Below are 23,865 nucleotides of genomic sequence, written 5' to 3'. Positions count from 1 at the left end.
CGCCGAACGCCGCCGGACTGGAAGCCCCGCCGGCCGGGATAACGGCAATGGCCCCCTCCCCGTGCCGCAGGGTGCATGCTCAGCCAGCCATGCGATCCGCCGGATCCTTCGCGCCCGGCAACGGGCACGACACATGCAACGTCGCAGGGCGGCCCCCCCCGCCGCCCCCGTTGCCATGACGAACCCGCCCCGGATGTCACAAAACCGCGGCGATCCTGTCCACCGCCCGCAGGATGTTCTCCTGCGAATTCGCATAGGACAACCTCAGATACCCCTCGCCCCAGGCGCCGAAGGAAGTCCCGGCCACGGTCGCCACGCCGGCCTCGTCCAGGAACCGGTCCTGCGCCTCTTTCGAGGTCATCCCCGTCCCCTCGATGTTCGGAAACGCATAGAACGCTCCCGCCGGCTCGGCGCAGCGCACGCCCGGCAGGCCATTCAACGCCTCGACGATCGCCTGCCGCCGCGCATCGAACTGGGCCACCATGTCCCGCACCGCATCCTGGGGCCCTTCCAGCGCCGCGATGCCCGCGAATTGCGTCGCCGCGTTCACGCAGGAATGGTCGTTGATGCACAGCCGCGTGACATGGTCGACCGCCGCCTCGGGCCAGACCGCATAGCCCAGCCGCCAGCCGGTCATGGCATAGGTCTTGGACCAGCCGTCCAGCACGATCAGCCGGTCCCGGATCTCGGGATATTGCAGCAGGCTGACATGGGACCGCCCACCATAGAGCATGCAGGAATAGATCTCGTCCGACAGGATCGCGACATGGGGATGCGCCTCCAGCCCCGCGACCAGCTTGTCGATCTCCTGCTTGGGTGTGACGCCCCCCGTCGGATTGGCCGGGCTGTTCAGGATGATCAGCCGCGTGGCAGGCGTGATCTTCTCCAGTACCGCCTCTGCCGAAAAGGCAAAGCCGTTCTTCTCCTCCAGCCCGATCGGCACCGGCGTGGCCCCCGAATAGCGGATGACGGACTCGTAGATCGGGAAGCCCGGGTTCGGATACATGATCTCCGCCCCCGGTTGCCCAAACATCAGCACGGCGAAGAACATGGTGGGCTTGCCACCCGGCACGACAACGACATGGTCCGGGTTCACCTCGACCCCGTGCCGCCGGTGCAGATCCGCCGCCACCGCCTGCCGCAGCGCCGGCAATCCGTTAGCAGGCGTATAGCCATGGTGCCCGTCCCGAAGCGCCCGGATCCCGGCCTCGACGATATGGGGCGGTGTGGCGAAATCCGGCTGCCCGATGCCAAGGTTGATGATGTCCCGCCCCGCAGCCGCCAGTGCCTGCGCCCGCGCCAGCACCACGAAGGCCGATTCCGTTCCAAGCCGCGACAGGCTGTCGGCAAAGATCATCTGTGTCATGGGCACTCCCTCCACTGGACCGATGCGCAATGCCTAGCCCAACCCGACCCGGGATGGCCATGGGCCCCGACACAGGCCGATCCGGGGCGCAAGCCCCCGCTTCTTTGGTCTTCAAATACCTCAGGGGTCCGGGGACAGCGTCCCCGGTCGCCGCCGGCCGCATCCGGAACGCCCGGAACTATCGCCGCCCCCCGGCCAGCGCCTCTGCCTCCGGCAGCCGCCGAAGCGCCAGCATCGCGACAGCCCCCAGCGCGGGTCCCGGGGCAAGCAACAGGAACGCCCACTGCCAGCCGCCCACCAGCCCCGCGAACCGCGGCAGCGCCCAGATCGCCACCGCCGTCAGCGCAAAGCCGATCCCGGTCTGAAGCGCCAGCGCCGTGCCGACGAAGCTCCGGTCCGCCAGTTCGGTCACCGCGGCCGAAAACTGTGCGCTGTCGCCGATCACCGACATGCCCCACAGGACCGCCAGCGCCCCCAGCACCCAGCCCGGCCCGTCGAAGGCAAAGCCCACCGCCACGGCACAGGCTCCCGACACGATCATGAACCCGGCCGTCGTCCGGCAGCGCCCGATCCGGTCCGACAGCCAGCCCCCCAGCAAACAGCCCACCACACCGGAGGCCACGACGACGAAACTCAGCATCGAGGCAGAGCCGAAGGGAAACGGCATCAGCCCGGCTTCCGCCGCCGCGGCAAAGGCCAGGATCCAGGCCCACATGCCGTAAAGCTCCCACATGTGGCCGAAATAGCCCAGGTTCGCCAGGAACACGGGGCGCGAGCGCAGTGCCGCCAGCGCCTGCCGCGGATCGAAACTGGCCGTACCGAAGGCATAGGGCCCCTCGCGCCCGAAGACGGCGAAGGCCAGGCCGCTCAGGCCGGCGGCCATCGAGGTCCATAGGACCACCGACTGCCAAGCGTATCCGGCGGTCAGCGCCCGGAACAGGTGCGGGACCGAGGATCCAAGAGTCAGCGCCGCCACAAGGAACCCCAGCGCCAGCCCGCGGCCCGTGGCGAACCAGGTCGCCATCAGCTTCATCGCCGGGGGGTAGACGCCCGCCAGGAAGACCCCGGTCAGGAACCGGGCGGCGATCGCCGGGCCCAGCCCTGGCTCGGCCAGCAGCGACAGGTTGGCCAGGGCGGCGGCGCAGCTCGACACCGCCACCAGCCGCACGGGCCGGACCAGGTCCGGGACGTTCAGCAGCGACGATCCCAGGGCGCCAACGACAAAGCCCAGCTGCACCGCATTCGTCAGCCAGCCCGCCTGGCCTGCATCCAGCGCCCAGGCCTCGATCAGCTCCGGCACGATGGCCGTGGCCGAAAACCAGGTGGTCATACCGCCCACCACGCCGAAACAGATCAGCGCCAGCGCGGCCCAGCGGTTGCCCAGCTCGACCGTCATCGCCGGTTCGCCCGGAAGGGCAGCGCATCGCTCATGTCAGATCTCCCGTCCGCGGAACCGCGGAAACTGCGTTGACCTAGCAATCGCCCGCATCTCGCACAACGCAAGCCGGATAAATCCCCCGCGACCGACCGGGGCCGCGGGGCCGACGGCACCGCATCGCGCCCGAACGGCCCCGGCGGGGCGGTGAGGGCGCGATCCCCTGCCCCGCGGTGATTTGACTTGATCGACCCCGGCAGGTGCCTACCATCGACCCGAGTCGGGCCAGAGAACCCGGCCCCCGCACGGTCGCAGATCAGGGAGGAGATGCGCCATGTTCCCCGAACACCGTTCCCCGGGCGGCGCCTCGGCCGTCCGGTCCGGCATCCGTAACCGCCGCAAGCGCAGGGCGCACGCGTGATCCGCTATCCCGATCTGATCCGCGCCCATGCCGCCCGCACGCCCGACAAGATCGCGACGATATTCGAAGGCCGCAGCTTCACCTGGGCCGAGTTCAACCGCCGCCTTCATGCCATGGCCAATGCCCTTGCCACGCTGGGCGTGGCCCCGGGCGACCGGATCGCCTATCTGGGCCTCAACTCCCACTGGCTGGTCGAGATGTACTATGTGCCCTCGATGATCGGCGCGATCTCGGTGCCCGTGAACCACCGGCTTTCCCTCGACGAGATCGCAGCCACGCTCGACGACTGCACCCCCACGGTCCTGATCGTCGACCGCCATTTCGGCAGCTTGGCCCAGCCGCTGCTGGATCGCTGCCCTTCGGTGGACCACATCCTCTACGCCGACTGGGACCTTCCCGGCCCCGGCCTGCCCCCGGAAACCCAGCACTACGACATGCTGCTGGCCATTGCCGGCCCCGCGGCCGGGGACGCCTTCGACGACCGCGCCAGCGCCTCGGACGATACGATGTTCCTCTTTTACACCTCCGGCACGACCGGACGGCCCAAGGGCGTGATGCTCAGCCACACGAACGCCTTCGCGAACTCTGCCGGATCCGGGGCGGTCTATGGCTACCGGGCCGACGACATGCTGCTGCTGACCGGCCCGCTTTTCCATATGGCCACCGGGGGGCGCGTGAACACCGGGGTCTACTACGGCTCGACCATGGTCCTGCAGGCGCGGTTCGAAGTGGTGGAGATGATGGAACTGGTGGAAACCCACCGCATCACCGCCATGACGCTGGTGCCCACAATGTTGCGCATGGTGCTGGACCATCCGGCCTTTCCGGGTTTCGATATCTCGTCCCTGCGTTGCCTGACCTATGGCGCGGCGCCGATGCCGCTGGCCCTTATGGAACGCGCGGTCGAGGCCATTCCCGGCGTCACTTTCGTGCAGGGCTACGGCATGACCGAAACCGCGCCCGCGGTCGCGATCCTGCCGGCGATGGACCACGTGCCCGGCACGCCCGGCTATGCCAAGCTGGGCTCCGTCGGCCGGCCCGTGCCTTATGCCGATGTCCGGATCGTCGACGAGAACGACAACGTCCTGCCCGCGGGCGAGGCCGGAGAGGTCGTGACCCGCGGCCCCCATGTCATGAACGGCTACTGGAACCGGCCCGAGGAGACGGCCCATGCCATGCGCGGCGGCTTCTATCACACCGGCGACGCGGGTTACCTGGACGAAGACGGATACCTTTTCCTGGTCGGCCGCACGAAGGAGATGATCATCACCGGGGGCGAAAACGTCTATCCTATCGAGACCGAGAACGCCCTGTCCTCGCACCCTGCCGTGGCGCAGGCGGCAGTCTTCGGGATGCCCGATCCGACCTGGGGCGAAACGGTGCACGCCGCCGTGGCCCTGCATGGCGGGCGCGAGGCGACAGTCGAGGACCTGATCGCCCATTGCCGCGAACGGATCGCCCATTACAAGGCGCCGCGGGCGATCACGCTCTGGGTCGGGGCGCTGCCGCTGTCGCCCACCAACAAGATCGACAAGATGGCGATCCGCGCCCGGATCCTGGAAGACACCGGCGTCTGATCCCGCGCCAAAGCGGCCGGCCCGGCGCGACAACGGACCGGCCGACATGGGGGCCCGCCGACATGGGGGCCCGCCGATCTGGGGGCCCGCCGATCTGGGGGCTGGCCGACATGGCCTGGCGTCCCTATCGTCGGCCGCGGAGTCGGGAGGCAAATCGATGAAACTGTGGCACACCGAAAACGCGCGGTCCTTCCGCGTCCTCTGGGCGCTGGAGGAACTGGGGCTGGACTACGACCTACAGATGCTGTCGTTCCCGCCGCGGGCCTTCCACAAGGATTACAAGGACGAAAACCCGCTGGGCACGGTGCCCCTGCTGGTCGACGGCGACACGCGGTTGACCGAAAGCTGCGCGATCATCCACTACCTGTCCGCGCGCCATGCCGGCGGCCGGCTGTCGGTCGCCGCGGACCATCCCGAATACGGCGCCTACCTGAACTGGTTGCATCATGGCGAGGCGACGCTGACCTTCCCGCAGACGCTGGTCCTGCGCTACGCCTTCTTCGAACCCGAGGAACGCCGCAATCCGCAGGTGGCCGAGGATTACTGGGCCTGGTTTCTGGCCCGCCTTCGCCTGGCCGAGGCGACGCTGGCTGACGGGCGGCCCTTCCTACTGAAGGAAGGCTTCACCATGGCTGACATTGCCGTGGGATATGCCATGCAGGTGGCCGTGAAACTGCCGGGCCGGGACGCGCTTCCCCCATCCTGCCTGGCCTGGTTCGAGACCCTTTCAAGGCGCGACGCCTTCCGCCGCGCCCAGGAGGTGCAGGCCCGGGCGCTGGCCGAAACCGGCGCCCGGGGCCTGGTCCTTCAGCCCACCTAGTTGCGGCCGCGATCGTCCAGGCCCAGGCCGCGGCCGATGATCTCGCGCATGATTTCGGACGTGCCGGCATAGATCCGGCTGATCCGCGCGTCCCGGTACAGCCGGCTGATCTCGTATTCCTCCATGTAACCCGCGCCGCCGTGAAGCTGCAGGCATTCGTCGACCACGCGGCCCTCGACCTCGGAGGTGAACAGCTTCACTTCGGCCGCCATCTCGCCCGACAGCTCGCCTTCCATGTGGGACCGGGCGCAGTGGTCGGTCAGGGCCCAGCCCGCGTCCAGTTCGGTCCGCATCGACGCCATCTTGAAGCGCGAATTCTGGAAGGTGCCGACCGGTTTCCCGAAGGCGCGGCGCTCCTGGATATACTCCAGCGTGATCTCGAAGGCACGTTCGGCCCGCGCCATGAAGCCCACCGCGCCGATCAGCCGTTCCTCGGCCAGGTTGGTCATCATCATGCGGAAGCCCTTGGTCGGATCCCCCAGCACGTTGGCCTTCGGCACTTTCACGTTGTCGAAGAAAAGCTCCGACGTGTCCTGCGACGGCAGGCCCAGCTTTTTCAGATTGCGGCCCCGGGCAAACCCTTCCATGCCCGGTTCGACCAGGAACAGCCCCACTTCGTGGCTGGCCTGCGGGTTGGTCTTGGCGGCGACCACCACCAGCCCCGCCAGCATCCCGTTGGAGATATAGGTCTTGGACCCGTTCAGCACCCAGTGATCGTCGTGTTCCACTGCGCGGGTCGACACGGCGGCCAGGTCCGACCCGGTGCCGGGTTCGGTCATCGCGATGGCCAGCACCGTATCGCCCGACACGATGCCGGGCATATAGCGTTCGCGCTGATCGTCGGTGCCGAACTTGTGGATGTACGGCGCCACGATGCGGTTGTGCAGCGTCAGGAACAGCCCCGACTCGCGCGCGGCCAGAACCTCGTTCAGGATCATGTCATAGCGGAAATCGTCGACGCCAAGGCCGCCGTACTTTTCATCCGCGAACATGGCCAGGTAGCCTTGTTCGCCCGCGCTGCGCCAGACCTCGTGCGGGATCACGCCGTCGTCGGCCCACGCCTCGGCGTGGGGGAACACTTCCTTCTCTGCCCATGCACTGACGCTGCGTCGGAAGATTTCGTGTTCTTCTTCGTAGATGGACCGTCTTATCATGGCTTGGTTCTCCTCCCATTCTCCCCGGGTCATCCGCGTTGTTCCACCATTGAACACAGTTGACAAGAATTAAACACTCGTGCTCAAACCTCGGCGACCGAGGAGGGAACGATGTCCAGCGCCCGATGCCGCATACACGAGGCCGCAATGCGGATCTTTTCCGACCAGGGCGGCCGCACGGTGGCGATCAGCGACCTCGCGCGCGAGGCCGGGTTGTCGCGCGGGACGATCTACAACAACCTCGAAGACCCGGCGGGCCTGTTCGATGCGGTCTGCGACATGGTCGCGGACGAGATGGCCTCGACCGTGCAGGCCAGCCTGTCCGGTATCAGCGACCCGGCCGAACGGCTGTCGAACGTTGTGCGCCTGTGCATCCGCCGGGTGCATGAAGAACCCCATTGGGGCCAGTTCCTGGCGCGCTATGCCGTGACCGAACACCGGCTGGGCGACTTCTGGGGCCGCTATCCCGCGCGAGAGCTGCAGCGTGGAATCGCCACCGGACGCTTCGATCTTAAGGCCGAACAGGTCGCATCCGTCGCCGCGGCGATAGGCGGGGCGGCCTTCGGCGCCATGACCCTTGTGCTGCAGGGCCACCGGTCCTGGCGGCAGGCCGCCAGCGACACGGCCGAAGTGATGTTGCGCGGCATCGGGATCGACCCGACCGAGGCCCGCAGGCTGGCCTCGGCAGATTTCGACCCGCTGCCGCGCATGACGATGTTCGACGCGGCCTGAGCCCGCGTTGCAATGACCTGATCTGGAGGAGATCCAAATGACGGAAGCTGCCTATATCTACGATGCCATCCGCACCCCCCGTTCCAAGGGCAAGGCGGACGGTTCCCTGAACGAGGTGAAGCCCATCGACCTCGTCACCACGCTCCTGACCGAAATGCAGGGACGCCATGACCTGGACACGTCCCGCGTCGACGACGTGATGCTGGGCTGCGTGGCGCCGGTGATGGAACAGGGCTCGGTGCTGCCCAAGATCGCGCTGCAGAAGGCCGGCTGGGACCAGAAGGTCGCGGGCGCGCAGGTCAACCGGTTCTGTGCAAGCGGCCTCGACACCTTTAACACCGCGGCCGCCAAGATCGCGTCGGGCTGGGAAGACCTGGTCTGCGCCGGCGGCTACGAATCCATGTCGCGTGTGCCGATGGGCGCCGACGGCGGCCCCTTCGCCGAAGATCCCGGCACCGCGATCCAGACCGGCTTCGTGCCGCAGGGCATCGGCGCCGACCTGATCGCCACGATCGAGGGCTGGTCCCGCGACGATGTCGACGAATTCGCACTGAACAGCCAGAAGAAGGCCGCGCACGCCCGTGACAGCGGCTGGTTCGACCGGTCGGTCGTGGCGGTCCGGGACGAAAACGGTGTCGTGATCCTGGAGCGGGACGACTTCATCAAGCCCGACACCGACATGCAGAAGCTGGGCGCGCTGAAGCCGTCCTTCGCGCTTCCCGGATCCATCGGTTTCGACGCCGTGGCGCTGGCCAAGTACCCGGAGGTAGAGCGTATCAACCACGTCCACACGCCCGGCAATTCGTCGGGCATCGTCGACGGCGCCTCGCTGATCATGCTGGGCAACGAAAAGGTCGGCAAGGATCTGGGCCTGACGCCCCGCGGCCGCGTCGTGTCCATCGCGCTGACGGCGACCGATCCCACGATCATGCTGACCGGCCCCGGACCGGCATCGGAAAAGGCACTGGCCAAGGCCGGGCTGACCATCGACGACATCGATCTGGTGGAAATCAACGAGGCCTTCGCATCGGTTGCGCTGCGCCTGCAGAAGGACCTGAATGTCCCGGACGAGAAACTGAACGTCGTCGGCGGCGCCATCGCCATGGGCCACCCGCTGGGTGCCACGGGCGGTGCGCTTGTGTCGACCATGCTGGACGAACTGGAACGCCGGAATCTGAAGCGCGCGCTGATCTGCATGTGCGTGGGCGGCGGCATGGGCATCGCGTCCATCATCGAACGCGTCTGAACCGGGGGGAAAAGACAATGAGCGATTTCAACTACGAAAAAGACGCCGACGGCATCGTCACCATCACGATGGACATGCAGGGCCAGGGCGCCAACACGATGAACGAACGCTATGTGCCCGGCATGAACGAGGTACTGGCGAAGCTGAAGGCCGAGGACGGCCTGACCGGCGTGATCTTCACCTCGGCCAAGAAGACCTTCTTTGCCGGCGGCGACCTGCACCTGCTGCTGGGCATGGAAGCCGATCCGAAGATCTTCGACTATCTGGAAGCGAACAAGGCCCCCTATCGCGAGATGGAGAAGCTGCCCGTTCCCATCGTTGCCGCCATCAACGGCGCGGCCCTGGGCGGCGGCTACGAGATGTGCCTGGCCTGCAACCATCGCATCGTGGTCAATGACCCGCGGGCCGTGGTGGGTCTGCCCGAGGTGACGCTGGGCCTGCTGCCCGGCGCCGGCGGCGTGGTCCGCCTGACCGCGCTTCTGGGTCTGGAAAAGGCCCTGCCCTTCCTCCTGGAAGGCAAGCAGGTCAAACCCGAGGCCGCGCTGAAGATCGGCATGGTGGACGAGATCGTCGAAACGGTCGACGACCTGGTTCCCGCCGCCAAGGCCTGGATCAAGGCAAACCCCGACGCGCATACCCAGCCGTGGGACCAGAAGGGTTTCCGGTATCCGGGCGGCGACACGACCGCGCCGAAGAACCGGCAGATCATCCAGGCCTCGTCCGCGATGCTGTTCCAGAAGACCCGGGGCTTGCTGCCGGCGCCGGAAAAGATCCTGGATATTGCCGTCAATTCGATGCGCATGGGCTTTGAAAGCGCGCTGCGCGTGGAAAGCCGCGGGCTGGCGGCCCTGATCCCCACGCCGGAATGCAAGGCGTCGATCAGCACCTTCTTCTTCGGCACGCAGGCGATCAAGGGTGGCAAGGTCCGCCCCGAAGGCGACAAGTGGAAGGCCGGATCGGCCGCCATTCTGGGCGCCGGCATGATGGGATCGGGCATCGCCTGGGCCCATGCACAGGCCAAGCTGCCCACCGTCCTCAAGGACACGGAGATGGAGAAGGCCGAGAAGGGCAAATCCTATTCGGCCGGACTGGCGGACAAGCTGATCAAGCGCGGCCGCATGGACGACGCCAAGAAGGACGCGCTGCTGTCGCTGATCACGCCCGCCACCGACGACGCGGCCTATGCCGGCACCGACATCATCATCGAAGCCGTGTTCGAAGACGTCGACCTGAAGGAAAAGGTCATCGGCGCCACCTTCGGCCAGCTGTCGGACACGGGGATCTACGGCTCCAACACCTCGACCCTGCCGATTTCGGTCCTGGCCGAGTTCTGCCCGGATCCCACGCGTTTCATCGGCCTCCACTTCTTCTCGCCCGTCGACAAGATGAAGGTGGTCGAGATCATCATGGGCGAGAAGACGTCGGAACAGACGCTTCGCAAAGCCTACGATTACGTCCAGCAGATCGGCTACATGCCCATCGTCGTGAACGACAGCCGCGGCTTCTTCACCAGCCGTGTCTTCGGAACCTTCATGGACGAAGGCGAGGCGCTGCTGGTCGACGGCATGGCACCCGTGGCCATCGAACGGGCCGCATGGCTGGCCGGCATGCCGGTGGGGCCGCTGGCGGTCCATGACGAGGTGTCGCTGGTCCTGTCGCAGAAGGTCCGCAAGACGCACGAGGCGCTGGACAAGCGTCTGGGCGTCACGTCGGACTTCGGCAAGTTCAACACTGCCTCGGCCAAGATCGTCGACGCGATGCTGGAACAGGGTCGCGGCGGGCGCCACTATGGCGGCGGCTTCTACGACTATGCCGCCGACGGGTCGAAATCGCTGTGGCCGGGTCTGTCGCAATTCGCGGAAGGCAATGCCCAGGTCTCGCTTGAGGATGCGGTCGACCGGATCCTGTACCGGCAAGCGATCGAGACGCTGCGTTGTCTGGACGAAGGCGTGCTGCGGACGGAAGTGGAAGCCAACCTTGGCGGCATCTTCGCCATCGGTTTCCCCGCCCACACCGGCGGTGCGATCCAGTTCATCCGCGGCATCGGCATCGACGCCTTCGCGGCGCGGGCCAAGGAACTGGCAGACGCCTATGGCGAACGGTTCACGGTATCGGCCGCGGCGCTTGATAAACTTCGCAACGAAAAGGCGAAAGCTGCATGAGCGGACCCCTGAACGGCCTTCGGGTCGTGGAGATGGCCGGGATAGGCCCTGCCCCCCTGGCAGGGCAATTCCTTGCGGACCTGGGCGCCGAGGTGATCCTGATCACGCGGAAATCCGGCGCCGCCGATCCGACCCAGATCAACGACCGCGGCAAGAAGTCCGCGGCGTTGAACCTGAAGACCCCCGAAGGGATCCAGGCCGCCTTCGCCCTGATCGAAAAGGCCGATGTCCTGATCGAGGGCTTCCGTCCGGGCGTGATGGAACGCATGGGCCTGGGCCCGGCCGAGGTGCACGCCCGTGCGCCCGGTGTCGTCTATGGCCGCATGACGGGCTGGGGCCAGACCGGCCCCATGGCCCAGATGGCGGGTCACGACCTCAACTATCTGGGTCTGACCGGCTTCGTGAACGCCATCGGCAAGGCAAATGACGTGCCGACGCCGCCGCTGAACATCGGCGCGGATTATGCCGGGGGCACGATGTTCCTGCTGTTCGGCATCTTCGCGGCCCTCTGGGAACGCCAGACCTCCGGCAAGGGACAGGTCGTGGATGCGGCCATGGTCGACGGGGCTTCCGCCCTGATGGCCCTGATCCATTCGATGATCGCGCAAGGGCACTGGACCGAACAGCGCGAATCGAACTGGCTGGACGGCGGCGCGCCCTATTACCGGACCTATGAATGCGCCGACGGCAAGTTCATCTCGGTCGGACCGCTGGAGCCGCAGTTCTTCGCGGTGCTGGTGGAAAAGGCGGGCCTGCCGGCCGAACACAGGGCCGACCAGAACGACACCGCCACCTGGGCGCCCCGGCGCGAGGAGTACGCGGCCGTCTTCAAGACGAAGACCCGGGACGAATGGGCCGCGATCTTCGACGGAACCGACGGCTGCGTGGCACCTGTCCTGACGTGGTCCGAGGCGGCAACCCATCCGCACATGGCTGCGAGGGGAATCTTTACGAAGATAGGCGATGTCATGCAGGCAGCCCCGGCGCCGCGGTTCGACCGCACGCCGGCCACGATGCCGGAACCGCCCCACGCACCCGGCAGCGACACGGAAGAGGTCCTTCGGGCCGCCGGTTGCGATGACGACACCATTGCCCGGTTTCGTGCTGCCGGCGCGCTGACCTGATCCCGAGGAGGAGACAAGATGGCCGAAACTTCCGTGCTGATCGAACGCGACGGCCACGTCGCGACCGTGACCATGAACCGTCCGGAATCGTACAACGCCCTGAACGGCTCGCTGCGCCGCCAGTTGCGCACCGCGATCAGCGAGCTTGAGGTCAAATCCGACATCCGCGTCGTGATCCTGAAAGGCGAAGGCCGCGGATTCTGTGCCGGGGCCGACCTGACGGAAACCGCGGGGCTGAACCAGCCTACCCACCAGATGATCGAGGAGGAATACCGCCCGATCCTGACCGGGATCGCGAATTCGTCGAAGATCTGGATCGCGCAGGTCCACGGTTCGGCCGCGGGTATCGGGGCCGCGCTCGCCATGAACTGCGATCTGGTCACCATGTCGGAAGACGCGTCGATCTACATGGCCTTCGCAGCCATCGGGCTGGTCCCCGACGGCGGCAATTGCTGGCTGCTACTGAAAGGGCTGGGCTATCACCGGGCCATGCAGACCATCCTGGAAGGTCGCAAGATCCCGGCGGCCGAGGCGCTGCGCCTGGGGCTGGCGAACAGCACGCATCCGATGAACGAACTGGGCCGCGAAACGCGCGCCCTGGCGGCCAAGCTTGCCGGCGGCGCACCGATGGCCGCCAGCGCGGTAAAGCGGCTGCTGCGCCAGATGGACGGGATGAGCTTCGGCGACGCGATCATGGCGGAAGGCCTGGAACAGACCCAGCTGGCGAAGTCGGCCGACTTCAAGGAAGGTGTCGCCGCCTTCCTGGAAAAGCGGTCGCCCAAATTCACCGGAAGCTAAGGGTCGGATTCCGCAATCGTGGGCTGGCCAGTCCGGGCGCTGCGGCGCCCGGTCTTCGCCTAGTCGTCGGCGATGGCAAACTGGCTGTCGCGGGGCAATTCCGCCGTGCGCGATTCCACCAGGATATCGCGCATGGCCTTCAGCTGGGTCAGCAGATTGGACATCCGCTCGGCCCCGAAAGTCTGTGCAAGCTTTTCCAGGTCCGACGACAGTTCCGCCGCCACCTGGGCCCGGGCCGCACGTCCTTTTTCCGTGGTCCATATGCACTTTGACCGACGGTCGTTCGGGTTCGGCAGGGTGCGTACAAGCCCCTGCCGGTCCAGCCGCGACAGCGTGTGGGTCAACGTCGTCTTGGGCACCTGGAACGCACGCGCCAACTCGACTGGCGTACGACCGTCGGCAACCCGAACCAGATAGTCCAGAACTCGGAACTGGGGCCCTATCAGGTCCGCCGGCAACCGGGCATCCACCAGGATACGCCCCAGCTGCTCGATCACCGAGATCTCGTTGAAAAGGTCCAGAAGTCTTGAGGGGTCATCACTATTCATAGTCGTTTTCGCAAACGTCTCCCTGCGTTCATCGTACGGCCGTTCCGTGGAACTCGACCATACCGCGACGCCATCTGCAATTGAAAGTTCAGTTTATACATACCGATTAAATTGTTTATCAGAAACTGTATAGCGCCGTTGGAATATCCAAAGTGCACATTGTATCTTCAGAGTAATATCAATTTCGAAAAAGAACTAGAAAATACCATCAGCATAGATATTCGAAATAGAACCAATTTATTCTGCGTCGGATCTTATGCAGAGGACGTCGGAGCGGTTGAGAAGCCCGTGACGCATTGATAAGGCTAGCTTACCTGCAGCAGCGGGGGACGGTTGGAGGACGCGCATCATGCCGGTCATTACCTGTATCGAGGATCTGAAACGGATCCATGAACGGCGCGCCCCGCGCATGTTCTTTGACTACGCGGAAAGCGGCAGCTGGACCGAGCAGACTTTCCGTGAAAACACCACTGACTTCGAAAAGATTAGGTTGCGGCAGCGTGTGGCCGTCGACATGTCTGGTCGAACCACGAAAACGCAGATGATCGGACAGGACGTGGCAATGCCGGTGGCCCTGGCCCCGGTCGGGCTGACCGGCATGCAATGCGCGGATGGCGAGATCAAGGCCGCCCGCGCGGCCGAGGCCTTCGGTGTGCCCTTCACGCTGTCGACGATGTCCATCAACTCGATCGAGGACGTGGCCGAGGCGACGTCGCGGCCGTTCTGGTTCCAGCTTTATACCATGAAGGACACCGACTATACGGCGCGCCTGATCGGACGGGCGAAAGCGGCCGGCTGTTCGGCGCTGGTGATCACGCTGGACCTGCAGATCCTGGGCCAGCGGCACAAGGACCTGAAGAACGGCCTGTCCGCCCCGCCCAAGATGACGCCCAGGACCATCGCCAACCTGGCGACCAAGTGGCGCTGGGGCATCGGGATGCTGGGCGCCAAGCGGCGCAATTTCGGCAACATCGTGGGTCACGTGGACGGCATTTCCGACACGCGGATGCTGGGCGCATGGACGGCGGAACAGTTCGACCCGACGCTGGACTGGGACAAGGTCAAGCGGCTGATGGACCAGTGGGGCGGCAAGGTGATCCTGAAGGGCATCCTGGACCCGGAAGATGCGAAGATGGCCGCCGATGCAGGCGCCGATGCCATCGTCGTGTCGAACCACGGCGGCCGCCAGTTGGACGGCGCGCTAAGTTCGATCCGGATGCTGCCATCGATCGTGGACGCCGTCGGCGACAGGGTCGAGGTGCACCTGGACAGTGGTATCCGGTCGGGTCAGGACGTGCTGAAAGCCATGGCCCTGGGCGCGAAGGGCACCTTTATCGGGCGGTCCTTCATCTATGGTCTGGGCGCCATGGGCCAGGAAGGCGTGACCGCCGCGCTGAACGTGATCCACAAGGAGCTGGACACGTCCATGGCGCTGTGCGGCGAAACCTCGGTCAACGACCTGGGGCGGCACAACCTTCTGGTCCCGGCCGATTTCGAAGGCAACTGGCAGCCATGACCCGGGCAGGGACCGAAGGCCCTTTCCTTTTGGCGCGGAATCGCCTAAGGGGCGGCCTTCATGCGGGCATACAGCCTTGGAGGATGCCCGCCCCTACCAGGAGATATCAACATGGCCAATGAGATTCCCGATCTCGAAGCCCAGGAACGCACGGGGACAGGCAAGGGCGCCGCTCGTCAGGCACGCCGCGATGGCATGGTTCCCGGGGTTGTCTACGGTGGCGACAAAGATCCGCTGCCGATCCAGATTCCGTTCAACGTCCTTCTGCACAAGCTGAAGGCCGGCCGGTTCAAGGCAACGCTGTTCAACCTGAAGGTTGAAGGTCACGAAGACGTCCGCGTCATCTGCCGCGACGTGCAGCGCGACGTCGTCAAGGACCTGCCGACGCACCTCGACCTGCTGCGCCTGCGCCGCACGACGAAGATCAACCTCTTCATCCCGGTCGAGTTCATCAACCACGAAGCCTGCCCCGGCCTGAAGCGCGGCGGCGTGCTGACCGTGGTCCGTCCCGAAGTCGAACTGGTCGTCACCGCCAGCGAGATCCCGGATCACCTGACGGTGGACCTGTCGGGCCTGACCATCGGCGACACGATCACGATCTCGTCGATCACGCTGCCGGACGGCACCAAGCCGACCATCGACCGCGACTTCGTCATCGCCAACATCGCGGCGCCCTCGGGCCTGCGGTCGGCCGATGCCGCCGAGGAAGACGAAGGCGAAGCCGAGGAATAATCGGCTTTCCGTCCGTCGGACGATACATCGAACGATGAAGCGGGGCCCATCGGGCCCCGTTTTTCGTTGCGGGCCCCGGGCTGGATTTTCCCGCGAGAACCGGGCAAGACGGGCGCTGAACCCGAACGTTCAGGGGGCGCGCCATGCAGCTTTTCGTCGGTCTCGGCAATCCCGGGGCGAAATACGCACAAAACCGGCACAATATCGGCTTCATGGTCCTGGACCGGATTGCCGCCGACCACGGCTTTGCGCCATGGCGCTCCAAGTTCCAGGGCCAGGTCAGCGAAGGAAGGCTGGGGGGCGACCGGGTCATCCTGCTGAAGCCGGAGACCTTCATGAACCTCTCCGGCCAGTCGGTGGGCGAGGCGATGCGGTTCTACAAGCTGGAACCGGACGAAGTGACCGTCTTTCACGACGAACTGGATCTGGCCCCCGGCCGCCTGAAGGTGAAGACCGGCGGCGGCCATGCGGGTCACAACGGCCTGCGCTCGATCCATTCCCATATCGGCGAGGCCTATCACCGGGTCCGCCTGGGCATCGGCCATCCGGGGCGCAAGGAACTGGTCGCGGGCTATGTCCTGCACGATTTCGCCAAGGCGGACGAGGACTGGCTGGACGACCTGATGCGCGGCGTCTCGGACGGGGCCGCGCACCTGGCCAATGGCGATGCCGGGCGCTTCATGAACGCGGTGTCGCAACGGACCGCGCCGCCGCGGTCGTCGAAGACCGCGAAGGACGACGCACCGAAGCCGGCGACGGAAAGGCCCGCCCCGAAACCGGCAGAGCCCGCACCCGACACACGATCCCCCCTTGAACGATTAATGGACCGGTTCAAATGAGCTTGCTTGACGATTTCCGCGGCCAGGCCCGGGCCTGTACCGGGCTGGGGTCGCCCTTCATGGGCATCCTGCTGGAGGGGCTGGCCGACAACTGGCCCGAGGGATCCCATATCGACAGGATCTGCCGCGGCTTCGACGGCGACACCGGACCCAACGGCCACTCTCTGCCGCTGCGGGTGGCCGGTGGCCTTCATGCGCTGGTGCTGACAGGGCAGGACGACGCGCTGGCCGCGCAGTATCCGCCGAACGAGGTGGTGGCCGCAACGCTGATCCCGCAGGCAATTGCCGCCATGGACCGGCACCGGGACTTTTTCACCGAATGGATGAAAAGCCCGCCCCAGACGAACGAGGTACGTCGCAGCGCGGCCCTGATCGCCGGGGCGCACTGGGTGGCCGCGCGCCATCCCCTGCCCTTCGTGACCTCGGAACTGGGCGCCTCGGGCGGGCTGAACACGAACTGGGACCGGTACGCCCTTCAGGCCGGCGACACCCGCCTGGGGCCCGCCAACCCGGTCCTGACCCTGACGCCGGACTGGGATGGTCCGGTCCCCACCGCCCGGGATATCCGTGTCGATCGGAAGGCCGCCGTGGACCTGCGGCCGGTCGACCTGACTGACCCGGCGCAGGCCTTGCGGATGAAGGCCTATCTGTGGGCCGATCAGCCCCACAGGGTAGAACTGACGACGGCCGCCATGGCCGCCATCGACACGAAGGTCGAGGCGGGCGATGCCGCCGACTGGCTGGAAACGCAACTGGCCTCGACCTTTCCGGGCCATGTCCATCTGATCTATCACACCATCGCCTGGCAGTACTTCCCGGCCGACGTCAGCGCGCGGGCCACCGCCCTGATCGAAGCCGCCGGCGCCCGGGCCACCGACGATGCGCCGCTGGCATGGCTCTCGATGGAGGCGGACGCAACGAAGGGCAGCGCGCGGCTGGGCCTTCGTCTCTGGCCCGGGGATACCGATACGGAACTGGCCCGGGTCGATTTTCATGGCCACTGGATCAAGTGGCTGGCCCGCCCGGAAGGAGAATGACGATGACCCCGGACCCCAGCCTGAACGTCCTTGGCCAGTCCCTCGTGTCCTGTTCCGCCGATCCGGTGACCGGCTTCTTCCGCGACGGACATTGCAACACCTGCGACCAGGACACCGGCAGCCACACCGTGTGCGCCGTCATGACAGCCGAATTCCTGGCCTACTCGAAATATGTGGGCAACGATCTGTCGACGCCCCGGCCGGAATACCGCTTCGCCGGGCTGAAGCCCGGCGACAGCTGGTGCCTGTGTGCCGCCCGGTTTCTTCAAGCCCACGACGAGGGCTGTGCGCCGCTGGTCCACCTTCAAGCCACCCATGCCCGCGCGCTGGACATCGTGCCGCTGGAGATCCTGCAGCAATACGACGCCAAGCCGGCCTGATCGGCGGTTGCCCTTGGCCCCCTGAACGTGTCACTTAGGCCCGATAGCCAGCCGCGGTGCCCGTCACGGGCCGAATGCCAGCCTGCCCGAACCCAATCAGGAAGGAGCGCGCCATGGCCTTCATCGCCATGAACCGATTCAAGGTGAAACCCGGCAAGGAAGCCGATTTCGAAAACATCTGGACCAGCCGGGAAAGCCGCCTGAAGGAGATGGACGGCTTTGTCGAATTCCGTCTGCTGAAGGGTGCGGCGAACGAGGAAGAGGGCTATACCCTCTATTCCAGCCACACCATCTGGGGCAGCAAGGACGACTTTACCGCCTGGACCAGGTCGGAACAGTTCCGCGACGCCCACAAGAACGCCGGCAACAACGGCACCCGGGATGCCCTGATGGGCCCGCCGCAGGTCGAACTGTTCGAAACCGTGGTCCGCGAAGGCTGATCCAACCTCGGGAAAGCGCCTCAGCCGAGGCGCTTTTCCATGTAGACGCGCTCGAACATCTTCTCGGTCACGCGCGCCGTCTCCTCGAAGCCCAGATGGGTGTAGAGCGCGATGTTCCCCGTCATCTTCGCATTGGTGTAAAGCCGGACAAGGTCATATCCGCGGGCCCGTGCCTCGGCCTCGGCCGCTTCCACCAGATAGCGTCCCAGCCCCCTGCCCTGCGCATGTTCGGCCACGGCGACATTGTCCAGCATCAGGGCATCTGGTTCGTCGAAAAGGATCAGGTAACCTAGGATCCCGCCCGTCTCCTCCGGGCCGTCGACCAGCACCTGCACGGTGCCCTCGGCGACCCGGGCGGTGTAATCTTCCGTCATCGGCGCGGGTTCGCGACCGATGTTCGGCACATGACGGGCGTAAGAGACGCGCGCCAGCGCCCGGACCGTATCCGCCTCGTCGGACCGGGCCAGACGCAGGCGCAGGCTCACTTGGCCTCGCGCCCTTCTGTGTCGCTCATGTCGAAGCCAAGGTGCTTGGCAACGGTGAAGATGTCCTTGTCGCCCCGTCCGCACAGGTTCATGCAGATCAGGTGATCCTTCGGCAGATCGGGCGCGATCTTGGCGACATGGGCCAGGGCGTGGCTGGGTTCCAGCGCCGGGATGATCCCTTCCATCGAGGTGCAGAGCTGGAACGCCTCCAGCGCCTCGGCATCGGTGATCGAGACATATTGTGCGCGCCCCGTGTCGTGCAGCCAGGCGTGCTCCGGCCCGATGCCCGGGTAATCCAGACCAGCCGAGATCGAGTAGCCTTCCAGGATCTGCCCCACATCGTCCTGCAGCAGGTAGGTCCGGTTGCCATGCAGCACCCCCGGACGCCCGCCGGTCAGCGAGGCGCAGTGTTCCATCCGGTCGTCGACGCCGCGACCGCCGGCCTCGACGCCGATGATGTTGACCGACGGGTCGTCCAGGAACGGGTAGAAAAGGCCCATGGCGTTCGACCCGCCGCCAATGGCGGCGACCAGCGTGTCCGGCAGGCGGCCCTCGGCTTCGGCCATCTGTTCCTTCGCTTCCTTGCCGATGATCGACTGGAAGTCGCGGACCATGGCCGGATAGGGGTGCGGCCCGGCGACGGTGCCGATGCAGTAGAACGTGTCGTGGACATTGGTCACCCAGTCCCGCAGCGCGTCGTTCATCGCGTCCTTCAGCGTCCCGCGGCCCGATGTGACCGGAATCACCTCGGCCCCCAGAAGGCGCATCCGGAAGACGTTGGGCGACTGGCGCTGGACGTCGTGGGCGCCCATGTAGACCACGCATTTCAGGCCGAACTTGGCGCAGACGGTGGCGGTCGCCACGCCGTGCTGGCCTGCGCCGGTTTCGGCGATGATCCTGGTCTTGCCCATGCGGCGGGCCAGGATGATCTGGCCCAGCACGTTGTTGATCTTGTGCGCGCCGGTGTGGTTCAGCTCGTCCCGCTTCATGTAGATCTTGGCGCCGCCGAAATGCTCGGTCAGGCGTTCCGCGAAATAGAGCGGGCTGGGACGGCCGACATAGTGCTTCCAGAGATAGTCCATCTCGGCCCAAAAGGTCGGGTCGGTCTTGGCCTTCTCGTATTCCGCTTCCAGGTCCAGGATCAGCGGCATCAGCGTCTCGCTGACGAAACGCCCGCCAAACAGGCCGAAGCGGCCGTTCTCGTCGGGTCCCGACATGAAGGAATTGAAAAGATCGTTGGCCATGTGCTCTGCCCTTCCGCGCGTTCCCCAAGGTCTAGTAGGGCACCGCCCCAAGGGCAAGCGCAAGGCGATTTAAATCGCCTTGGAAGCCGCCCTTCGGCGGCTTTGGAAGGGCCTTTTCAAAGGCCCTTCGCCCGTGGCGGGCGTATCGGGTAATCGTTGCAGAACACGACATAGTGCCGGCCGTTTTCCAGCACCTGGAACCCCCGCCTGTGCACCTCGTCCAGGAATTCCTCGCGGCCGACGAACCGGTCCACATCCCGGATCTGCCGCTTCACGATCCCGCCCTTCCGCGCCTCGGTCGAGGCGAAGACCTGTGCCAGCCAGCGGTCGCCCGTCATCATGTCAGTGATGGAAGCCATGCCCCTGCTGTCGCAGAACAGGGTTAAGGGGCGATTAACGCGCGACCGCGCCCTGCGCAGATGCGATGAAGGCCCGGATCCTGTCGATAGACTTCACGCCCGGCGCGCCTTCCACGCCGCTCGACACGTCGACCTGCTTGGCCCCCGTCAGCCGGATCGCCTCGGCGACGTTATCGGCCGTTAGCCCGCCCGCCAGCATCCACGGCACAGGCCAGCGCCGCTTGACCAGCAGCTGCCAGTCGAAGGCCAGCCCGTTGCCGCCCGGCAGATCCGCCCCCTTGGGGGGCTTGGCATCGACCAGGATCTGGTCCGCCACAGGCCAATAGCTTTCCAGCCGCGCCAGGTCCGCGGCCTCGGCCACGCCCACGGCCTTCATCACCGGCAGGCCGGTTCGCGCGCGAACCTCGACCACCTGTTCCGGCGATTCCGACCCGTGAAGCTGCAGCATGTCCAGCGGCACCCGGGCCGCCAGCCCTTCCAGCTCTGCCGGGTCCATGTTGACGGTCAGCGCCACCTTGCACACGCCCGGCGGCACCTGTGCCGCCAGTTCGGCAGCAAGCTCCGGCGTCACGCAGCGTGGCGATTTCGGGAAGAAGACAAAGCCCACATAGGCCGCGCCGGCATCGACAGCGGCGAACAAGGTCGCCGCATCGGACAACCCGCAGATCTTGACCCTGATGTCGGACATCATGCCCGGCGGCGATCCGCCTCGTCGAGGATCGCCAGCACCTCGTCCTTGCCGGCGTGCTTCTCGTCGGTCAGGCGGCCCACTTCACGTTCCAGCCGCTTCACCTCGCGCCGCCGGCGACCGGCCTCGCGACGGTGCTTGTGCTCGCGGATCCATTCCCAGACGAAACCGAAGACCAGCCCGCCCAGGGCGCTGATCAGCATCACCAGGAACAGCGGCAGGGTGATCTCCCAGTTCCGGCCCACGACATTCTCGAACGCGGGCGCCAGCAGTTCCACCGTCACCTGATCTCGGTTCGCCATCGCGATCGACACGAAGACAATGGCAAGGATCGCAAGGATGGCATAGCGGACATAGCGCATGAATTATTTCCCGTTCAGTCGGTCCCGAAGAAGCTTGCCCGTCTTGAAGAAGGGCACGAACTTCTCTTCCACATGCACCGTTTCGCCGGTTCTTGGATTGCGACCGATCCGCGCGTCGCGCTTCTTAACCGAAAATGCGCCGAAGCCCCGCAGTTCCACCCGGTCGCCCCGCGCCATCGCGTCCGTCACCTCTTCGAAGACGGTGTTCACGATGCGCTCGACGTCGCGCTGGTAGAGATGAGGATTCTCCTCGGCAATCTTTGCAATCAGTTCCGACCGGATCATCGGCGCTCACCTCCCTCGCAGAGCAATCCCAGCTGCGCTCGTGCGGGACTATACGAATGTTACCTCACTTCTCAAACACGAACTGTCGGAAAAATCACGGAAATCAGGGCACTGCGTCCATGCCGTGGCCGATGCGGCACGCCCGGAAGGGCCTTTGACAGGACGCCCACCCCCCTGCCGCACCGGATCCCGGGTTATCCACAGGTCTGCCGGTGCTGATTCGGCCCGACCTTCCCGTCCCGATTCCCCGGCCCCTGACAGGGTCCGTCCGCCCCCGGCTTGGACAGCGTCGGGGGCAGGCACCGCATCCGACGGGGATGGGTGGGTGGAGGCGGCGCGGGCCGGGCGGACCTAGCCGCGGCCTGAAACAGAAAAGGCCCCGCAACCGTGTAGGCTGCGGGGCCGGATCTTGCAGAAGCGTCAGCGAAACGCTGTCAGGACTTAGTTGTCGCCCTTCAGCGCCGCGCCCAGGATATCGCCCAGCGATGCGCCCGAGTCGGACGAGCCGTACTGTTCCACGGCTTCCTTCTCTTCCGCGATCTCGCGTGCCTTGATCGACAGGCCCAGACGACGGGTCTTCGAGTCGACATTGGTGACGCGCACGTCGACCTTGTCGCCGACCGAGAAGCGTTCCGGACGCTGTTCCGAACGATCCCGCGACAGGTCCGAGCGACGGATGAAGGACTTCATGCCCTCGTACTCGACCTCGATGCCACCGTCCTCGATCGCCGTCACGACGACGGTGACGATCGAACCGCGACGCACGCCGCCGACCGCTTCAGCGAACTTGTCGCCGCCCAGCGCCTTGATCGAGAGCGAGATCCGCTCCTTGTCGATGTCGACTTCCGAAACCACGGCCTGGACGATGTCGCCCTTGCGATAGTTCTGAATCGCATCCTCGCCACGCTCGTCCCAGGACAGGTCGGACAGGTGAACCATGCCGTCGATCTCGCCGTCGAGACCGATGAACAGGCCGAACTCGGTGATGTTCTTGACCTCGCCCTCGACCTGCGTGCCCTCGGGGTGAGTCTCGGCAAAGACTTCCCACGGGTTGCGCATGGTCTGCTTGAGACCCAGCGAGACGCGGCGCTTGGCACCGTCGATCTCGAGCACCATGACCTGCACTTCCTGGCTGGTCGACACGATCTTGCCCGGATGGACGTTCTTCTTGGTCCAGGACATTTCCGACACGTGGACCAGACCTTCGACACCCGGCTCCAGCTCGACGAATGCGCCGTAGTCGGTGATGTTGGTCACGCGGCCCGTGTGCACGGTCGACAGCGGGTACTTGGCGGCCACCAGATCCCACGGATCTTCCTGCAGCTGCTTCATGCCCAGGCTGATGCGGTGGGTTTCCTTGTTGATCTTGATGACCTGGACCTTGACGGTCTCGCCGATCGACAGGATCTCGGACGGGTGGTTCACACGGCGCCATGCCATGTCGGTGACGTGCAGCAGGCCATCGACACCGCCCAGGTCCACGAAGGCCCCGTATTCGGTGATGTTCTTGACGACACCGTCGACCGCATCGCCTTCCTGCAGCTTGCCGATGACCTCGGCGCGCTGTTCGGCGCGGGATTCTTCCAGGATCGCACGGCGCGAAACCACGATGTTGCCGCGGCGGCGGTCCATCTTCAGGATCTGGAACGGCTGCTTCAGACCCATCAGCGGGCCGGCATCGCGCACGGGGCGGACGTCAACCTGCGAACCCGGCAGGAAGGCCACGGCACCGCCCAGATCGACGGTGAAGCCACCCTTGACGCGGCCGAAGATCGCGCCTTCGACGCGTGCATCGTCGGCGTAAGCCTTTTCCAGACGATCCCAGGCAGCCTCGCGGCGCGCCATCTCGCGGCTGATGACAGCCTCGCCGCGCGCGTTCTCGACCTGGCGAAGGTAGACTTCGACCTCGTCGCCGACCGAGATGTCGGGCGCTTCACCGGGATTTGCGAATTCTTTGAGTTCGACGCGGCCTTCCATCTTGTAGCCTACGTCGATGACGGCCTGGCCGTTCTCGATCGAGATGACCTTGCCTTTGACAACGGTCCCTTCCTGGGGCGTGTCGATTTCGAAGCTTTCGTTCAGGAGGGCTTCGAATTCCTCCATCGAATTGGTTTGAGCCATGAGCGGTCTCGGTATCCTTTTTTCTTCGATTTAACTGGCCGAGCGGTTGTCTCC

The 23,865-nt window shown here is 65.6% G+C and carries 24 protein-coding genes; 13 read left to right on the top strand and 11 right to left on the bottom strand.

Annotated elements, in window-relative coordinates; all coding sequences use genetic code 11:
• Positions 1–196: 196 nt before the first annotated feature.
• Both FQK05_RS08500 and FQK05_RS08495 read right to left on the bottom strand, forming a co-directional pair.
• Positions 197–1,366: a pyridoxal phosphate-dependent aminotransferase gene (locus tag FQK05_RS08500; protein ID WP_233270422.1), complete on the bottom strand. Its 1,170-nt coding sequence runs from the start codon at positions 1,364–1,366 to the stop codon at positions 197–199.
• A gap of 178 nt (positions 1,367–1,544) precedes the next feature.
• A complete protein-coding gene (locus FQK05_RS08495; RefSeq protein WP_158965647.1) occupies positions 1,545–2,762 on the bottom strand; it encodes an MFS transporter in 1,218 nt (405 codons plus the stop codon).
• 396 nt (positions 2,763–3,158) lie between these two features.
• On the opposite strand from FQK05_RS08495, the gene FQK05_RS08490 reads away from it, so the two are divergent.
• Complete coding sequence (locus FQK05_RS08490) at positions 3,159–4,739, top strand: long-chain-fatty-acid--CoA ligase (protein ID WP_158965645.1); 1,581 nt, start codon at positions 3,159–3,161, stop codon at positions 4,737–4,739.
• Positions 4,740–4,896: 157 nt separating this feature from the next.
• Positions 4,897–5,559 (top strand): glutathione S-transferase family protein, encoded by a 663-nt coding sequence (locus FQK05_RS08485; protein ID WP_158965643.1) that lies wholly within the window; start codon positions 4,897–4,899, stop codon positions 5,557–5,559.
• Here the strand turns inward: FQK05_RS08485 and FQK05_RS08480 are convergent.
• On the bottom strand, positions 5,556–6,713 hold the full coding sequence (locus tag FQK05_RS08480; RefSeq protein ID WP_158965641.1) for an acyl-CoA dehydrogenase family protein: 1,158 nt from the start codon (positions 6,711–6,713) through the stop codon (positions 5,556–5,558). The two genes, FQK05_RS08485 and FQK05_RS08480, sit on opposite strands and share 4 nt — an antisense overlap.
• Before the next feature lie 111 nt (positions 6,714–6,824).
• Between FQK05_RS08480 and FQK05_RS08475 the strand changes: the two genes are divergently transcribed.
• Genes FQK05_RS08475 through FQK05_RS08455 form a run of 5 tightly spaced genes read left to right on the top strand, consistent with a single transcriptional unit; the run spans position 6,825 to position 12,775 of the window.
• A complete protein-coding gene (locus tag FQK05_RS08475) occupies positions 6,825–7,445 on the top strand; it encodes a TetR/AcrR family transcriptional regulator (protein WP_158965639.1) in 621 nt (206 codons plus the stop codon).
• A gap of 37 nt (positions 7,446–7,482) precedes the next feature.
• Positions 7,483–8,691, top strand: coding sequence for an acetyl-CoA C-acetyltransferase (locus FQK05_RS08470; protein ID WP_158965637.1), 1,209 nt, complete (start codon positions 7,483–7,485; stop codon positions 8,689–8,691).
• A 17-nt stretch (positions 8,692–8,708) separates the two neighbouring features.
• Positions 8,709–10,853 (top strand): 3-hydroxyacyl-CoA dehydrogenase NAD-binding domain-containing protein, encoded by a 2,145-nt coding sequence (locus FQK05_RS08465; RefSeq protein WP_158965635.1) that lies wholly within the window; start codon positions 8,709–8,711, stop codon positions 10,851–10,853.
• Complete coding sequence (locus FQK05_RS08460) at positions 10,850–11,977, top strand: CaiB/BaiF CoA transferase family protein (RefSeq protein ID WP_158965633.1); 1,128 nt, start codon at positions 10,850–10,852, stop codon at positions 11,975–11,977. The genes FQK05_RS08465 and FQK05_RS08460 overlap by 4 nt, the downstream gene beginning before the upstream one ends.
• Positions 11,978–11,995: 18 nt before the next feature.
• Positions 11,996–12,775: an enoyl-CoA hydratase/isomerase family protein gene (locus FQK05_RS08455; protein WP_158965631.1), complete on the top strand. Its 780-nt coding sequence runs from the start codon at positions 11,996–11,998 to the stop codon at positions 12,773–12,775.
• Positions 12,776–12,834: 59 nt separating this feature from the next.
• On the opposite strand, the gene FQK05_RS08450 is transcribed toward FQK05_RS08455, so the two are convergent.
• Entirely contained in the window at positions 12,835–13,323 is a 489-nt protein-coding gene (locus tag FQK05_RS08450; protein WP_158965629.1) for a MarR family winged helix-turn-helix transcriptional regulator, read from the bottom strand.
• A 349-nt stretch (positions 13,324–13,672) separates the two neighbouring features.
• Here FQK05_RS08450 and FQK05_RS08445 point away from each other — a divergent pair, with 349 nt between their 5' ends.
• The 6 genes from FQK05_RS08445 (at position 13,673) to FQK05_RS08420 (ending at position 18,267) form a co-directional block, all read left to right on the top strand.
• Entirely contained in the window at positions 13,673–14,839 is a 1,167-nt protein-coding gene (locus FQK05_RS08445; RefSeq protein WP_158965627.1) for an alpha-hydroxy acid oxidase, read from the top strand.
• A 111-nt stretch (positions 14,840–14,950) separates the two neighbouring features.
• A complete protein-coding gene (locus FQK05_RS08440) occupies positions 14,951–15,571 on the top strand; it encodes a 50S ribosomal protein L25/general stress protein Ctc (protein WP_158965625.1) in 621 nt (206 codons plus the stop codon).
• Positions 15,572–15,714: 143 nt separating this feature from the next.
• Complete coding sequence (pth, locus tag FQK05_RS08435) at positions 15,715–16,410, top strand: aminoacyl-tRNA hydrolase (RefSeq protein WP_158965622.1); 696 nt, start codon at positions 15,715–15,717, stop codon at positions 16,408–16,410.
• Positions 16,407–17,447 (top strand): DUF2332 domain-containing protein, encoded by a 1,041-nt coding sequence (locus FQK05_RS08430; RefSeq protein WP_158965620.1) that lies wholly within the window; start codon positions 16,407–16,409, stop codon positions 17,445–17,447. Before pth ends, FQK05_RS08430 begins: the two co-directional genes overlap by 4 nt.
• A 2-nt stretch (positions 17,448–17,449) precedes the next feature.
• Complete coding sequence (locus tag FQK05_RS08425; protein ID WP_158965618.1) at positions 17,450–17,827, top strand: DUF2237 family protein; 378 nt, start codon at positions 17,450–17,452, stop codon at positions 17,825–17,827.
• 113 nt (positions 17,828–17,940) lie between these two features.
• Positions 17,941–18,267: an antibiotic biosynthesis monooxygenase family protein gene (locus FQK05_RS08420; RefSeq protein WP_158965616.1), complete on the top strand. Its 327-nt coding sequence runs from the start codon at positions 17,941–17,943 to the stop codon at positions 18,265–18,267.
• A gap of 20 nt (positions 18,268–18,287) precedes the next feature.
• Here FQK05_RS08420 and FQK05_RS08415 read toward each other — a convergent pair whose 3' ends face one another.
• The 7 genes from FQK05_RS08415 to rpsA all read right to left on the bottom strand — a co-directional run bounded on the left by FQK05_RS08415 (position 18,288) and on the right by rpsA (position 23,811).
• Positions 18,288–18,752: a GNAT family N-acetyltransferase gene (locus tag FQK05_RS08415; RefSeq protein ID WP_233270421.1), complete on the bottom strand. Its 465-nt coding sequence runs from the start codon at positions 18,750–18,752 to the stop codon at positions 18,288–18,290.
• A complete protein-coding gene (gene trpB, locus FQK05_RS08410; RefSeq protein ID WP_158965614.1) occupies positions 18,749–19,996 on the bottom strand; it encodes a tryptophan synthase subunit beta in 1,248 nt (415 codons plus the stop codon). Before trpB ends, FQK05_RS08415 begins: the two co-directional genes overlap by 4 nt.
• Positions 19,997–20,112: 116 nt before the next feature.
• A complete protein-coding gene (locus tag FQK05_RS08405) occupies positions 20,113–20,355 on the bottom strand; it encodes an N-(5'-phosphoribosyl)anthranilate isomerase (protein ID WP_158965612.1) in 243 nt (80 codons plus the stop codon).
• A gap of 34 nt (positions 20,356–20,389) precedes the next feature.
• Positions 20,390–21,046: a phosphoribosylanthranilate isomerase gene (locus tag FQK05_RS08400; protein WP_158965610.1), complete on the bottom strand. Its 657-nt coding sequence runs from the start codon at positions 21,044–21,046 to the stop codon at positions 20,390–20,392.
• Positions 21,043–21,405: a lipopolysaccharide assembly protein LapA domain-containing protein gene (locus tag FQK05_RS08395; RefSeq protein ID WP_158965608.1), complete on the bottom strand. Its 363-nt coding sequence runs from the start codon at positions 21,403–21,405 to the stop codon at positions 21,043–21,045. Before FQK05_RS08395 ends, FQK05_RS08400 begins: the two co-directional genes overlap by 4 nt.
• Before the next feature lie 3 nt (positions 21,406–21,408).
• Positions 21,409–21,690: an integration host factor subunit beta gene (gene ihfB, locus FQK05_RS08390; protein ID WP_121061407.1), complete on the bottom strand. Its 282-nt coding sequence runs from the start codon at positions 21,688–21,690 to the stop codon at positions 21,409–21,411.
• Between the two features lie 441 nt (positions 21,691–22,131).
• Positions 22,132–23,811 (bottom strand): 30S ribosomal protein S1, encoded by a 1,680-nt coding sequence (gene rpsA, locus FQK05_RS08385; protein ID WP_158965606.1) that lies wholly within the window; start codon positions 23,809–23,811, stop codon positions 22,132–22,134.
• Between the last annotated feature and the right edge of the window lie 54 nt (positions 23,812–23,865).

Origin of the sequence: Chachezhania sediminis, assembly GCF_009765275.1 — a bacterium.
GTDB classification, from domain to species: domain Bacteria; phylum Pseudomonadota; class Alphaproteobacteria; order Rhodobacterales; family Rhodobacteraceae; genus Chachezhania; species Chachezhania sediminis.
Note: the sequence above shows the minus strand (reverse complement) of the source record. Positions and strands in the feature narration are given on the sequence as shown.

Bases quoted from the DNA above. Each gene is read 5' to 3' on its own strand.
- FQK05_RS08405 (WP_158965612.1), bottom strand. From the start codon at position 20,355: ATGGCTTCCATCACTGACATGATGACGGGCGACCGCTGGCTGGCACAG.
- FQK05_RS08465 (WP_158965635.1), top strand. From the start codon at position 8,709: ATGAGCGATTTCAACTACGAAAAAGACGCCGACGGCATCGTCACCATC.
- FQK05_RS08475 (WP_158965639.1), top strand. From the start codon at position 6,825: ATGTCCAGCGCCCGATGCCGCATACACGAGGCCGCAATGCGGATCTTT.
- FQK05_RS08485 (WP_158965643.1), top strand. From the start codon at position 4,897: ATGAAACTGTGGCACACCGAAAACGCGCGGTCCTTCCGCGTCCTCTGG.
- FQK05_RS08440 (WP_158965625.1), top strand. From the start codon at position 14,951: ATGGCCAATGAGATTCCCGATCTCGAAGCCCAGGAACGCACGGGGACA.
- FQK05_RS08395 (WP_158965608.1), bottom strand. From the start codon at position 21,405: ATGCGCTATGTCCGCTATGCCATCCTTGCGATCCTTGCCATTGTCTTC.
- FQK05_RS08500 (WP_233270422.1), bottom strand. From the start codon at position 1,366: ATGACACAGATGATCTTTGCCGACAGCCTGTCGCGGCTTGGAACGGAA.
- FQK05_RS08460 (WP_158965633.1), top strand. From the start codon at position 10,850: ATGAGCGGACCCCTGAACGGCCTTCGGGTCGTGGAGATGGCCGGGATA.
- pth (WP_158965622.1), top strand. From the start codon at position 15,715: ATGCAGCTTTTCGTCGGTCTCGGCAATCCCGGGGCGAAATACGCACAA.
- FQK05_RS08480 (WP_158965641.1), bottom strand. From the start codon at position 6,713: ATGATAAGACGGTCCATCTACGAAGAAGAACACGAAATCTTCCGACGC.
- FQK05_RS08420 (WP_158965616.1), top strand. From the start codon at position 17,941: ATGGCCTTCATCGCCATGAACCGATTCAAGGTGAAACCCGGCAAGGAA.
- FQK05_RS08430 (WP_158965620.1), top strand. From the start codon at position 16,407: ATGAGCTTGCTTGACGATTTCCGCGGCCAGGCCCGGGCCTGTACCGGG.
- FQK05_RS08470 (WP_158965637.1), top strand. From the start codon at position 7,483: ATGACGGAAGCTGCCTATATCTACGATGCCATCCGCACCCCCCGTTCC.
- FQK05_RS08450 (WP_158965629.1), bottom strand. From the start codon at position 13,323: ATGAATAGTGATGACCCCTCAAGACTTCTGGACCTTTTCAACGAGATC.
- ihfB (WP_121061407.1), bottom strand. From the start codon at position 21,690: ATGATCCGGTCGGAACTGATTGCAAAGATTGCCGAGGAGAATCCTCAT.
- FQK05_RS08400 (WP_158965610.1), bottom strand. From the start codon at position 21,046: ATGATGTCCGACATCAGGGTCAAGATCTGCGGGTTGTCCGATGCGGCG.
- FQK05_RS08425 (WP_158965618.1), top strand. From the start codon at position 17,450: ATGACCCCGGACCCCAGCCTGAACGTCCTTGGCCAGTCCCTCGTGTCC.
- FQK05_RS08455 (WP_158965631.1), top strand. From the start codon at position 11,996: ATGGCCGAAACTTCCGTGCTGATCGAACGCGACGGCCACGTCGCGACC.
- FQK05_RS08495 (WP_158965647.1), bottom strand. From the start codon at position 2,762: ATGACGGTCGAGCTGGGCAACCGCTGGGCCGCGCTGGCGCTGATCTGT.
- FQK05_RS08445 (WP_158965627.1), top strand. From the start codon at position 13,673: ATGCCGGTCATTACCTGTATCGAGGATCTGAAACGGATCCATGAACGG.
- rpsA (WP_158965606.1), bottom strand. From the start codon at position 23,811: ATGGCTCAAACCAATTCGATGGAGGAATTCGAAGCCCTCCTGAACGAA.
- trpB (WP_158965614.1), bottom strand. From the start codon at position 19,996: ATGGCCAACGATCTTTTCAATTCCTTCATGTCGGGACCCGACGAGAAC.